Source organism: Maribacter sp. (genome assembly GCA_020629415.1).
GTDB lineage: Bacteria > Bacteroidota > Bacteroidia > Flavobacteriales > Flavobacteriaceae > Maribacter > Maribacter huludaoensis.
The window spans coordinates 1-12,992 of the sequence record JAHDDL010000032.1 but is presented as its reverse complement, the minus strand read 5'-3'; the positions used below and the strand labels follow the sequence as shown (position 1 = coordinate 12,992).

Annotated in this window: 10 protein-coding genes and 1 pseudogene; 6 read left to right on the top strand and 5 right to left on the bottom strand. The window is 35.1% G+C overall.

The features are described from left to right. Window positions 1-13 precede the first annotated feature (13 nt). On the top strand, window positions 14-394 hold the full coding sequence (locus QZ657_RS12905) for a RidA family protein (RefSeq protein WP_291960885.1): 381 nt from the start codon (window positions 14-16) through the stop codon (window positions 392-394). Window positions 395-398: 4 nt separating this feature from the next. Here QZ657_RS12905 and QZ657_RS12900 read toward each other — a convergent pair whose 3' ends face one another. The 4 genes from QZ657_RS12900 to QZ657_RS12885 all read right to left on the bottom strand — a co-directional run bounded on the left by QZ657_RS12900 (window position 399) and on the right by QZ657_RS12885 (window position 7,961). Next, on the bottom strand, window positions 399-1,250 hold the full coding sequence (locus QZ657_RS12900; RefSeq protein WP_276473100.1) for an N-acetylglucosamine kinase: 852 nt from the start codon (window positions 1,248-1,250) through the stop codon (window positions 399-401). Window positions 1,251-1,337: 87 nt separating this feature from the next. Next, complete coding sequence (gap, locus tag QZ657_RS12895) at window positions 1,338-2,339, bottom strand: type I glyceraldehyde-3-phosphate dehydrogenase (protein WP_291967354.1); 1,002 nt, start codon at window positions 2,337-2,339, stop codon at window positions 1,338-1,340. A gap of 24 nt (window positions 2,340-2,363) precedes the next feature. Next, window positions 2,364-3,350: a 6-phosphofructokinase gene (gene pfkA, locus QZ657_RS12890; protein WP_291967352.1), complete on the bottom strand. Its 987-nt coding sequence runs from the start codon at window positions 3,348-3,350 to the stop codon at window positions 2,364-2,366. Between the two features lie 162 nt (window positions 3,351-3,512). Next, window positions 3,513-7,961 carry a translocation/assembly module TamB domain-containing protein gene (locus QZ657_RS12885; RefSeq protein ID WP_291967350.1) on the bottom strand — a complete coding sequence of 1,483 codons (4,449 nt, stop codon included), beginning with the start codon at window positions 7,959-7,961 and terminating at the stop codon, window positions 3,513-3,515. 65 nt (window positions 7,962-8,026) lie between these two features. Here QZ657_RS12885 and tsaD point away from each other — a divergent pair, with 65 nt between their 5' ends. Both tsaD and QZ657_RS12875 read left to right on the top strand, forming a co-directional pair. Then, window positions 8,027-9,055, top strand: coding sequence for a tRNA (adenosine(37)-N6)-threonylcarbamoyltransferase complex transferase subunit TsaD (gene tsaD / locus QZ657_RS12880; RefSeq protein ID WP_291967348.1), 1,029 nt, complete (start codon window positions 8,027-8,029; stop codon window positions 9,053-9,055). A 15-nt stretch (window positions 9,056-9,070) separates the two neighbouring features. Beyond that, window positions 9,071-9,778: a 16S rRNA (uracil(1498)-N(3))-methyltransferase gene (locus tag QZ657_RS12875; RefSeq protein WP_291967346.1), complete on the top strand. Its 708-nt coding sequence runs from the start codon at window positions 9,071-9,073 to the stop codon at window positions 9,776-9,778. A gap of 2 nt (window positions 9,779-9,780) precedes the next feature. On the opposite strand, the gene QZ657_RS12870 is transcribed toward QZ657_RS12875, so the two are convergent. Further along, the gene (locus tag QZ657_RS12870) at window positions 9,781-10,572 is read right to left on the bottom strand and encodes a DUF1223 domain-containing protein (RefSeq protein WP_291967344.1); all 792 of its coding nucleotides are present in this window, start codon (window positions 10,570-10,572) and stop codon (window positions 9,781-9,783) included. 34 nt (window positions 10,573-10,606) lie between these two features. Here QZ657_RS12870 and QZ657_RS12865 point away from each other — a divergent pair, with 34 nt between their 5' ends. The 3 genes and pseudogenes from QZ657_RS12865 to QZ657_RS12855 form a co-directional block, all read left to right on the top strand. After that, a complete protein-coding gene (locus tag QZ657_RS12865; protein ID WP_291967342.1) occupies window positions 10,607-11,257 on the top strand; it encodes a DUF4159 domain-containing protein in 651 nt (216 codons plus the stop codon). A 3-nt stretch (window positions 11,258-11,260) separates the two neighbouring features. Continuing rightward, window positions 11,261-12,361 carry an AI-2E family transporter gene (locus QZ657_RS12860; protein WP_291967340.1) on the top strand — a complete coding sequence of 367 codons (1,101 nt, stop codon included), beginning with the start codon at window positions 11,261-11,263 and terminating at the stop codon, window positions 12,359-12,361. Window positions 12,362-12,367: 6 nt separating this feature from the next. Then, window positions 12,368-12,992, top strand: a pseudogene (locus QZ657_RS12855) (class I SAM-dependent methyltransferase); the annotation flags it as partial.

Sequence of the window (12,992 nt, the reverse complement as noted above, 5' to 3'; positions counted from 1 at the left end):
AAATTTAGCTAGCATGAAGAAAATAATAAATACCGAAAACGCTCCAGCTCCTATTGGACCTTACAATCAGGCAACATTAAGTAACGGAACATTATATATATCAGGACAGATACCCTTAGACCCCAAAACAGGAGAATTGGTTTCTGGAGATATTAAGCTTGAAACAAAACAATCTATGGAAAATTTAAAGGCCATTTTAACCGAAGCTGAAATGACCTTTGAAAATGTTGTTAAGTCCTCGATTTTCCTTAGTGACATGAATCAATTTACGGAAGTTAACGAGGTATATGCTTCTTACTTTAATGCTGATACCGCACCAGCAAGAGAAACCGTAGAAGTTGCAAACTTACCTAAGTTCGTAAATGTTGAAATTTCTATGATTGCCGTAAAATAATGGTTTACATATTCGCTTTATGAAATTCCACAAGACCTTCTATAGGTTTTTGTCGAATTACACCCACTATTAAATCGTTTCTTAAAAGTACGGAAGTCAATTCTTCTCTTAAGTAATACGCAACACTTCCTACAAAATTAATCGGCACTTTTGTAGCAAGCTCAAACTGCATTACATAATTATTAATGAATTGCTGAAAGCCTTTATCTATAACTCCTTTAGAATACGGGTGATCTTTATTTTCGATCAAGAAACGGGCAAAGGTTGCCAAATACGTATTTGGATTGGGCTGCTTATACAAATTTTCCTTTATAACATCTGGATCCAAATCATGTTGTTTCGCAAATTTATGTGCCAAATCTGCCGGCATTTTATGAAAATAGTAGTCACGGATCAACTTACGCCCAAAAAAGTTTCCACTTCCGTCATCCATAGGTATGTAACCCAATGAGGTCACTTTTTGAAATAATTGGTTACCATCATAGTAACTACAATTAGAACCTGTACCTAAAATACAGACAATACCTTGATGGCCAACTTTAGTCGTTGCAAAAATAGCCGCATACGTATCTTCTTTTACATCTGCTTTTGCATTAGGAAAAAAGTCTTTAAAAATAGCTTTTAAGAAAGACTTCATACGATCGGTTCCACAACCTGCACCGTAAAAATAAAGATGGGTTACCTTTTCTCTATTTTTAGAAATTTCAAAATTATTCGCTAAACGATCTTCAATAACATCTTTTGTCAATACTTCCGGACTTAAGCCTAAAGTTTGTGTTAAAAAAAGTTGTTCGCCATTTTCGTCCAATGCAATCCAATCAGACTTAGTTGCACCACTATCTACTATTAAAATCATATACCGAATGTCTTTAAAAAATAATCCTGAAAATAAGGAAAAACCGCCTCATTTTCAGGATATATCTATGTTATACTAAAATGAAGGTTATAAGGTATTTACGTGTTGCATAAGGTCTACCATTTTATTGGAAAAACCAGCTTCGTTATCATACCATGAAATCAACTTAAAAAAACCTGGGTTCAACTCAATACAAGCACCTGCATCAAAAATACTAGTTCTTGGATCACCAATAAAATCTTGAGAAACAACACTTTCCTCAGTATACCCCAACACACCTTTTAATTCACCTTCAGAAGCAGCTTTAAAAGCTTTTTTAATTTCATCTAAAGATGTTTCCTTTTTAACTTTTACGGTCAAATCTACCACAGATACATCTGCAGTTGGCACTCTAAAGGCCATACCTGTAAGTTTTCCTTTTAACGAAGGAATAACTTTGGTCACGGCAACAGCTGCACCTGTAGATGCAGGTATAATGTTCAACATAGCACTTCTACCACCTCTCCAATCTTTCTTAGAAGGTCCGTCAACAGTCATTTGTGTAGCAGTAGTCGCGTGTACCGTTGTCATTAAAGCTTCTTCTATACCAAAGTTATCATTAACAACTTTAGCCAATGGCGCTAAACAGTTTGTAGTACAAGAAGCATTGGAAACTATAGTATCATTTGCTTTTACATCTTTGTGGTTTACACCAACTACGAACATTGGAGCATCTTTAGAAGGAGCAGAAATAACTACTTTTTTAGCACCACCATCAATATGGTATTGAGCCGTTTCCAAGGTTGTAAAAATACCTGTACATTCTGCAACGGTGTCCGCACCAACAGCATCCCACTTAATATTTTTAGGATCTCTTTCTGCTGTAATACGCACTGTCTTACCATTTACGATCAATTGACCATCTTCAACCTCAACAGTACCATCGAATTTACCGTGAACTGAATCGTACTTTAATAAATAAGCCAAGTGCTCAACATCTAACAAGTCGTTGATAGCAACTACATCAACATCACCACGTTTAATAGTAGTTCTGAACACTAATCTACCTATTCTACCGAAACCGTTAATCCCTATTTTCAAATTTGACATTTTCTCTATTTTTAATTTTTAATATTATGTAGTCATTATTTCCGAAACTCGTATAAGCTCCTTATCAATTTTTGTATGCCCTTTAATCGCCTTATTGATAGGCGTTAATGTTAATTTATTGTCTTGAATACCCACCATTAAATTGGTCTTGCCTTCCAATAATGCCTCTACGGCCTTAACCCCCATTCTACTGGCTAGAACACGGTCATAACAAGAAGGTGCACCACCACGCTGCATATGCCCTAATACGGAGACACGAACATCATATATGGGCAAGTGTTCTTCAACATATTCCTTTAGTTCAAAAACGTTCTTACCAGACTTGTCTCCCTCCGCAACAATTACGATACTTGACGACTTACCAGATTCCTTACTTCTTTTTAAAGACTCCAGCAACCTGTCCAATCCTAAGTTTTCTTCCGGAATCAAAATTTCCTCAGCTCCTGCTCCAACGCCGGCGTTAAGGGCAATATGCCCAACATCCCTACCCATTACCTCTACGAAGAACAGTCTGTTATGTGAACTTGCCGTATCCCTAATTTTATCGATACACTCTACAACAGTATTCAATGCCGTATCAAAACCTAGCGTAAACGTGGTACCGAAAATATCATTATCAATAGTACCGGGAATACCGATTACTGGAAAATTATATTCCCTGTTGAAAATCATGGCACCTGTAAAGCTACCATCACCACCAATAACCACATACGCGTCAATACCCGCCTTAACAAGCTGATCATGAGCTGTTTTACGACCTTCTGGAGTCCTGAAATCATCGCAACGGGCAGATTTCAAAATGGTTCCTCCCTTATTAATAATGTTATTTACGCTACGTGCGTCCATGGGTTTAAAATCCCCCTCTATCATACCTTGGTACCCTCTATAGACCGCAACGCAATCTACCTTCATGTAGGCACACGTACGAACAACTGATCTTATGGCGGCGTTCATACCTGGTGAATCACCTCCTGAAGTCAGTACTGCTATTTTTTTTATTTCTGAAGACATGGAAAAATTTAAGCCAACGAAATTAAGAAATCTAAGTCTAAATAGGAATAAAACTCAGTCGCATTTTAAGAAAAAATCAACGAAAAGGATTTCGCTTTAACATATTCATAATCAAATTATTAAAATTTGTTATTTATTCACAAAAGTAGAAGAATTCGATTATCATTTCAATGATTTGGGCTTATCGTAAAAACGAATAAGGCTGTCGTTGCCCATTACGGAAGATGGTGTTTCAATTATCTTTACAGGTTCTTCCTCTACTTTTGGCTTAGTAGCTAAAATTTTCTGAAAAAGTTCCCTAAAATTATTAAAATCTACCTCATAAGAAATACCGGCACCCTGTGTAGAACCTTGTTGATCGGATAAGTAAGCCTGTATTTCACTTTGTCTACTAAAAAAATTGGCACTTAGGGTACCCTCTTCGTTCAGCAATACCTGAATTTCAAAATCGCCGGCAACCAATGTTTCACTAGATGCACCAACCGGCACCCCTACTTTACCGTTGAACAGTATCCTATCCGATATTTGGGTGGATACCGTTACCCCTATTCTATCATCTGTTTCTATATCTGCCGATCGATCCAATATACCTTGCTCATAAGATAGACCAAGATTAAACTTATCGTTACCCCCACTTAATATGGAATTTAAAATACTTGATGCGCTTTGGACCAAATTACCTGTTATTGCCTGCTGGTTAATACCACTTTGGGAGTTTACGAAAGTTCCCTGTGCCAAAAGAAATATTGCATTCTTTTCTTCTACCGTGGGATCTTGAAGACGATATTCCAGTTCTGATTTTACTATAGAATTTGTACCTGGAAAATCAATACCAAAATCAATATCCGGTTTTTGTAGTTGCCCCGTAAGGCTTATAATTACATCAGTAGGAATCCTTCTTGTAAATCCGGCATCATCAAGCAAAGGGGCCGGGTTTGCATTTAACGAATATACCGCTTCCATATCCAAAATTGCCTCTAAAGGTTTTTGATCCCAGTTAATAGTACCACCAGGCTCTACTGTAAATTTCTTATCTATGATACCACCAAACTTATAATTGAATTCACCCGTTACAACTACATAATCACCATACATCTCAAATTTACCATTAGTGTTGATCTGTATTAAAATAATACCTACACCAGTACCTTTTAAGGAACTACCTGTTTTGGTATCGGTTACAATTTCAACTTCGGCATCGGGCGTTACATCAAGGTTAAACTCTAGTTCAAGACCCTGATAGTCTTTTAGTTGCCGCTGGTTTTCAATTCTTAACTTATCTTTCTTTTCCAAAAAATTAATGAAAGAATAATCTCCTACACTTACCACGTCACTTAAAGGTATTTTAAGTGATGTGCCCTTTGCCGTAGATCCATCGACCGTAATGTTCAACGCCGTAGTTGGACCATAAATACGCCCCGTTCCATTCAAATAACCAGTACCATAATACAATTCTCCCTCTTTAAACTCCGTATTAAGTATTAAGAATTTATCATTTTTGGTATCTACATTAAGATCTAAGACCCAATCCTTAAAAAAACTATGGGTAATGGTACCGTCTAAATTTGCGCGAGTGCCTTTAGCTACGTCCTGCAACGCTATATTTTCAAAATCAAATGTTTGATTTTCCAGCACTACCCTTGAACGTGGAGCAAAACCATAATCAACATTTAAATAAGGCACGGCAATACCGGCATTATCCAAAGTCAATAAACCATTAAAATTGGGGTTATCTACATTACCATCTATTTTTACCCTACCGTCAATATTACCCCTAATATTATCAATAACACCTTCTCCTAAGGGGCTAAAGGGCTCTAACCCAAAATCATTAAAATTAGCGATTAAGTTTGCTTTTGGTATTTCTCCCTTATTTTCAATACTACCTACGACACTAAATTTTTCTACGCTATTATCCGATAGCTGAGAATTTACCTGAAACTCCGTTAAGTCTTTATTACCGATAATATTAATTGCCAAATCACCTAGCGGAATATTATTAATACCAAATTGATCAATATTTAAATTAGATGAAGGTAAATAGATTCCGTCCTTTTGTAAAACATTCAACGTACCATTGACTTCACCTTGTAATTTTAAGCTATCTATAACAGGCGTGATCTTATCCAAGGATACAATTTTAAATTGCAGCTGTAAATCTTTATAAGTAGAATCTGCCAATTGTCCCTTTAAACGAATCTGCTCTTTTTCTTCATTGTTCATTACAATTTCCTGAATCATAATGCTATCCAGTGACCTATTTAGTATGACTTTGTTCTTGGTATCCCCATCTTTGTTCAATACCCATTTGTTGCCTTTAAAATTGACATCTGAAGTTTTAAGGCCTATTACAGATTTATTATCCTTATTAAACGTATGGTAAAAGTTTAGATTATAGGAATCATTAAACTCACTACCCCCCTTAAACTCTGACCTAAAGAACAAAGTATCCTTTAAGGTGGTATTGATCAGGTTAAAATCTTTAAAATTGTAATAAGGCGTATCTAATTCACCGACCGAGACAAATGTATTGAACAGGGGATTCTTATTATCTATCCTTACCTCAATACTATCTGCAGCCGTACCAAAGGCCTCTATACTTGGTGATGCAAAATTGAGCTTAAAATCACCTTCATCCGCAACTATATTTCCCTTTATAAAAGTGTTGGGATCAAAACGAACTTCAGGAAAGAATACGTCAACAATTTTGTTATATATTTTAAAATTAAAAGAAAGATTCTGGCCGTTGGATATTTGAAAAGGCCTATAATTAGTATAAATACTTCCCAAAGAATTCTGCACAAGTCTACCCAATTCCCGCACCTTAAAATTCCCTTTCATAAACCCCGTAATTATATCAGGAGAATTTATATTTATAGTGCGCTCGCGATCTTCGCCAAAGTTTGATGTTACCGCGAAATCTTCAAAATAATAGGTATCGTTGACATTTTGATAACTTGTTTGGGTAAAATTTATATCACCAACAATATTATCTAAGGTAGTACCCGTAATATCCATACTTACATTACCCTTGAACACCGAAACACTATCATTGATAAAGTTCAATTTTTTTAAATCCGCATAGTCCACAGAAGCTATAAAATTGAAATTGTTCCGGGTTTCGGCAACGTTGGCAAGTCCTTTAAAATCAAATTTAAAATTTTCGTCATTACTAATCAACGAACCATCGAACAGCTGATCTTTTATAATACCTGATACTCGCAAATCCTGATAGTTATAATTATTGAATTCAATGGAGTAGATTTGCCCTATGACCTCTGTATTCAATTTTTCCTTAACAAATCCCTTTCCCTCAACATTAAAATCCAGGGTTGTTTTTCCTAAGTTTTTATTTTCGGCAAAGTCCCCTAGGTCAAAATCTATTAAAGATATAAACCCTTTATAAGTAGCGTTATCAATATTATTAAAATCACTTAGAACAATATCCGCATAACTACTGCCCACTGCAGTATTGAGGTTTACTTTTGCATCAACGGACGAATTGGTAACAAACGCATTACCACGAATTGTAAATTGCCCCAATTTGCTAAAAGTAGACGGCAATGATTTACCTATTAAATTGGGCAATAAGGCATTTAATTGGTAGTAACTGCTAGTTACATTTTTCATGTCAGCACTTAGGCTAAACGGTTTTTGCTTATTGAAAAGGTTTTTGAAATTGAAATTACCACGTATACCTGTATCGTCAGAAAACAAAAAAAGATTATCCGTATTTAAATCATTTAAAACTCCGTTAACGTTGGCATTAAAGGTTACTTCTTTACCCTTACCAAATTCATTATAGAGTAAATTAATTTCATCAAAACCCACCTTGGATTCCTTAAACTCAGCAACAACATTTACCTTATTTAAAAAATCGGCAAAATCTTCTCGGTTGTAATTAAAAACCAAGTTGCCATCTAGAGCGGAAAGTGGCGTTTTTATCTTCAAAGAATCAAAGCGCATTTGTTGCTTTGTATACTTAAAGTTCGTTGCCAACTTATTTACCTTTAACCCTCGTTTACTAAAAAAGGACATCTCCTGAATATCTGCAGATACCTCAGGGCCAAGAATTAAAAAATTGCCGGCATTGATATTAAGACTGTCAAAGTTTAAAACAGTGGCGTTATTTAGATTTTCATCGATATATTTAAACCTGCTTTTCTCAATATCTACATATGAAGAAGACAACCTAAAAGGCGGCGTACCGGGCGCTCTGGATTTACCATCATCTAGTTTATCAACAAAAACCTCAAGATTCGTATTCTTTTCGCCAAAATATGTTTTTAGCTTAAAATTTAATTCATCTACCTCAATATCCCCAAATTCCAAATTTCCCTGAACCAAATTACCTATACTCAAAATAGAGGTCTTAAGCTCATTGACATAAAACAAAGTATCTTGCTTATAATCTTCTATAAAAACACCCTCTAGTCCCGTATTCCAAGAAATTAAGGAAACCTTTAGACGTTCTATATTGATATGTGTACCATATTGATCGTTAATTTTTTTCGTAGCAAACTGTGCCAACAAGGTCTGTACCACTGGCAGGGAAAAAATGATGGTACCCAAAACACATATCAGCAAAAGCACCAATAATGTTCTAACCAATATTTTTCTCAGTTTTTTGATAGGTCTTTATGTTTTACCTTTGTTATTCAAATTTTATTCCAATTATGCCTGAACCCGATCCAATTTATATACTTGCTATAGAATCTTCTTGTGACGACACTTCTGCGGCAGTTTTAAAGAACGATAAGGTGCTCAGTAATGTTGTGGCCACCCAGGCTATTCACGAAGAATATGGAGGGGTTGTACCAGAACTTGCCTCTAGAGCACATCAACAAAATATTGTCCCAGTCGTTCATCAAGCAATAGCCAAAGCAAATATCGATAAAAAACAATTATCAGCCATAGCATTTACACGCGGACCAGGACTTATGGGTTCATTACTTGTTGGCACCTCATTCGCAAAATCTTTATCCTTAGGTTTAGATATACCGCTAATTGAAGTTAACCACATGAAAGCCCATATTTTAGCTCATTTTATAGATGACGAAAGTATGACGGCACCGTCTTTTCCTTTTTTGGCATTGACCATAAGTGGAGGGCACACACAAGTTGTTCAGGTGAACGATTTCTTTGATATGAAAATTATTGGACAAACTTTGGATGATGCCGTTGGCGAAGCATTTGATAAGAGCGCTAAAATTTTAGGACTGCCCTACCCCGGCGGCCCATTAATTGATAAGCACGCGGTTAAGGGCGACCCTCACAAATTTGAATTTACCATACCCAATGTTAAAGATTTAGATTTTAGCTTTAGCGGCTTAAAGACCAATATCCTATATTTTATTCAAAAACAAACAAAAGAAAACCCTGTTTTTGTCAAGAACAATTTGGAAGATATTTGTGCATCAATCCAATATACGATTATAACTATATTGATGAAAAAACTTAAAAAAGCAGTAAAACAAACTGGCATTAAAGAAGTTGCTATTGGCGGCGGGGTTTCTGCTAACTCCGGTATTAGAAATGCATTAGTTGAAGCACAAGCAAAATTTGGATGGAAAACCTATATTCCAAAATTTGAATACTGTACGGACAACGCTGCCATGATCGGTATTGTAGGCTATTATAAATTTAAGAACGAGAAATTTTCCAAGCAAGATATTACGGCTAAAGCGAGGTACGTTATATCCTAGTTAAAAACGACCCACATGCAATTATTTTACAACCCAAACATCACGGCCACTGATACAACTTTCATTTTCGACAGCAATGAAAGCAAACATATCATTAAAGTGTTGAGAAAAAGAAATGGCGATCAATTATGGATCACCAATGGCAATGGTTATTTATTTGAAGCAAAAATAATTGGAGATAATTTAAAAAAATGTGAAGTAGAGCTTGTATCATCTAAGAAAACCCACCCAAAATCTCATTGGCTACATATAGCTGTAGCACCTACAAAAATGAACGATCGGTTTGAGTGGTTTTTAGAAAAAGCCACGGAAATCGGTATTGACGAAATTACGCCTATCATTTGCGAAAGATCAGAACGCAAAGTCATAAAGTTAGAACGAATGCAGCGAGTAATAGAATCTGCCATGAAACAATCGTTGCAAACGTATTTACCTAAATTAAACGAACCCATTAGCTTTTCGGAATTTTTAGAAATACCAATGACAGAACTGCAATTTATAGCCCATTGTGAAGATACGGAGCGCCACGAGCTTAAAAGAAGGGTAGCCGCAGATAAAGATGTTACAATTTTAATTGGGCCAGAAGGTGACTTCTCTCCAGAAGAAATTAAAAATGCCATGCAGAAAGGCTATGCCCCTGTTGCCATGGGCAAAACAAGATTAAGGACAGAAACCGCCGCAATTGTAGCCTGTTCTATTGTTGCAACAATAAACAATGGGTAACTTTAAAAATCCTTTTTTACGGCGCCCAGAATATCGCCTCTTGCATTTTCCACTATTAACATTAAAACAAGTTCTTCTCCTTCTTTAACAATTGAAGGAACAGCCAATGAACCAAAAGGATTATCATCATTAATATCAATAGTCTTTTCGGTAATAACAATATTTGTGTCCACTAAAGTTTTTTGCCTGTTCTCTCCCCTATTCACCTGTGTGTTTCTTTCTTTTAATAACAGAACAGCTCTCACGGTTTTAGCCGATGTATTACCAATAATATTATAATCAAAATATATTTGATTCTCTTGTCGCTTAAAATTTTTAATTAGAATTTGGCTCTCCGATGTTGTAGTAAAATACTTTTTAATGGCATTAACAACTTTAGCTTTATGAGAACCTACCAAATGTCCTTTTCCATTGACCACTAATTCAGGTGTATAGTTTCCGTTATAACCAAACTTTTTATTGTAACTGCTTTGCCGTTCCGTAAACTCTTTTTTACTAAATGGATCCTCCCAACCTATGTAGTTCCAATAATCAACATGGTAACTAAGCACGAACACATTATCAGGATAAGTCATCTTAACTTCTTGCAACAATTCATCAGCAGGCGGACAACTGGAACAACCCTGAGAGGTAAAAAGCTCAAGCACTACAATACCTTTACTTAATTTTTCCGGTTGTTCAGAAAACAATGCAGCATCAACTTTATTATCTTTACTCGATTGAGCCCAAATAATGGTTGACAACAATAAACCAACTATTAAAAATATAGAAACACAAATCTTTTTATCAATCATAATAATGTGATTATATTTTATTATTCGAAATAAAATGAAAAACCTTACTATCTATCTTATACTTACGGTTACGTTTACTTGCCTTAACTTAAGATCACAAGAAATAGCAATTTTAAAATATCAAGGTGGTGGTGATTGGTATGCAAACCCAACGGCACTACCAAATTTGATAAAATTTTGTAACGATAATATTGGCACCACCTTAATCAATAAACCAAAAACGGTAGAAGTTGGCAGCAGCTCCATTTTTCAATATCCATTTTTACATATGACAGGGCATGGTAATGTTGTGTTTTCTGATCAGGAACTAGAAAACTTAAGAAATTACCTTCTATCCGGTGGATTTTTACATATCGATGATAATTATGGAATGAAACCGTATGTAACAAGAGAAATAAAAAGGCTTTTTCCAGATATGGAATTAGAGGAGCTAGGTGCTGATCATCAAATATTCAAAAACACATATTCCTTCCCAAAAGGACTTCCTAAAATTCATGAACATGATGGTCAAAGACCACAGGCATTCGCCATTTCAAAAAACAATAGAGTCATTTTATTATTTACGTCAGAATCTGATTTAGGTGACGGCTGGGAAGACCCTACAGTACATAACGATCCGGCAGAATTAAGAAAAAAAGCGTTACAAATGGGAGCGAATATTATAACTTATGCCTTTAAAAATTGATCAATGACTTCAAAAACTATTTCGCAAGGCATACTAAGAGCTATAGCTGTATTAGTGGGTATAGCCCTTTTATTATATTTTTTATATACAATACAATCTGTAATAGCATATTTAGCAATTGCCGCCGTAACGGCACTAATAGGCAGCCCATTGGTACGTTTTTTTAGATTGCGCCTAAAACTGCCAAATATACTTGCAGTTATTATTACCATGCTTTTAATGGTAGGTGTATTGGTAGGTATTGTAGCTTTGTTTATTCCATTATTAACAGAACAAGGTAAAAACCTTTCGTTACTTGATATTGATGAACTACAAACCAGCTTAAATACATTATACCATCAAATCACGAATTACCTTGGACTTTCATCGCATATAGTAGAAGATGTAATTGATGATTCTGGATTAGAACAAAATATATTACAAGGTTTGGATATAGGCTTTATTCCAAATTTTTTAAATTCTTTTTTAAATATATTGAGTACGGCAAGTATTGGTTTATTTTCAGTTCTTTTCATTTCTTTTTTCTTTTTAAAGGACAGCAAATTATTTGAACACGGGTTATTAATATTTGTTCCTATTGATAAAAAGAAAGGAACTACCAATTCCATTAGCAAGATAAACGGATTGTTGTCAAGATACTTTGTTGGCCTACTGCTTCAAATTTTTATTCTATTTGTTATCTATACCATAGTGCTATTAATAGTTGGTATTGAGAATGCGGTAGTAATTGCATTTCTTTGCGCACTTTTTAACATTATACCTTATATAGGACCAATAATAGGTGGTGTTATAATGCTGACATTGACCATGACCAGCAATCTAGGATCAGATTTTAGTGAAGTAATTTTACCAAAAACGGGCTATGTATTCATAGGGCTACTGATTGGGCAATTAGTAGATAATTTTTTCTCTCAGCCGTTTATTTTTTCAAATAGCGTAAAGTCTCATCCTCTAGAAATTTTCTTGGTAATCATTATTGCCGGTCTGTTATTTGGTACCGTAGGAATGATCGTAGCCGTACCCGGCTATACGGCACTTAAAGTAATTTTAAAAGAATTCCTGTCCGATAACCAAATTGTAAAATCATTGACCCATAATCTTTAAATATTCGTGAATATAGATATTTTAAACAATGAAGTACAGAAGTTTATTGATGATAATCTTAAGACCGATGTTCATAAAATTATTTTATCAAAACCCAGGTTTATAAACGTAACCCAGAAAGAGCTAGTTGAACAAATTGAATCAAAAGTTAAGGCTAAAACAAAATTACCCAAATGGTACAATACCAATAATATATATTACCCCAACAAACTAAATCTTTCACAAACATCATCAGAGATTACGGCAAATTATAAAGCCAAAATTATTGCCGGCGAATCTCTAATTGATATCACCGGTGGTTTTGGGGTAGATTCATACGCATTCTCCAAGAAGGTAGAACAAGTTACCCATATCGAAAAGAACAAAGGACTATCCCAAATTGCCAAATACAATTTTGGAAAAATGGGGGCATTAAATATTACATGTATACCTGAAGATGGATTAGCCTTTTTAGAGAAGACCTCAAAAACTTACAATTGGTTATATGTAGACCCATCTAGAAGAGATAAAGAAAACAATAAAGTATATTATCTATCTGATTGCGAACCCAACGTAGTTAGTAACATGCACCTTTTACTGACAAAATCTGCTAACCTAATTATAAAGACCGGACCACTACTGGATATTAAAA

Excerpts from the sequence above, each read along its gene's own strand:
- QZ657_RS12905 (WP_291960885.1), top strand. The coding sequence starts at position 14 with ATGAAGAAAATAATAAATACCGAAAACGCTCCAGCTCCTATTGGACCT.
- QZ657_RS12900 (WP_276473100.1), bottom strand. The coding sequence starts at position 1,250 with ATGATTTTAATAGTAGATAGTGGTGCAACTAAGTCTGATTGGATTGCA.
- gap (WP_291967354.1), bottom strand. The coding sequence starts at position 2,339 with ATGTCAAATTTGAAAATAGGGATTAACGGTTTCGGTAGAATAGGTAGA.
- pfkA (WP_291967352.1), bottom strand. The coding sequence starts at position 3,350 with ATGTCTTCAGAAATAAAAAAAATAGCAGTACTGACTTCAGGAGGTGAT.
- tsaD (WP_291967348.1), top strand. The coding sequence starts at position 8,027 with ATGCCTGAACCCGATCCAATTTATATACTTGCTATAGAATCTTCTTGT.
- QZ657_RS12875 (WP_291967346.1), top strand. The coding sequence starts at position 9,071 with ATGCAATTATTTTACAACCCAAACATCACGGCCACTGATACAACTTTC.
- QZ657_RS12870 (WP_291967344.1), bottom strand. The coding sequence starts at position 10,572 with ATGATTGATAAAAAGATTTGTGTTTCTATATTTTTAATAGTTGGTTTA.
- QZ657_RS12865 (WP_291967342.1), top strand. The coding sequence starts at position 10,607 with ATGAAAAACCTTACTATCTATCTTATACTTACGGTTACGTTTACTTGC.
- QZ657_RS12860 (WP_291967340.1), top strand. The coding sequence starts at position 11,261 with ATGACTTCAAAAACTATTTCGCAAGGCATACTAAGAGCTATAGCTGTA.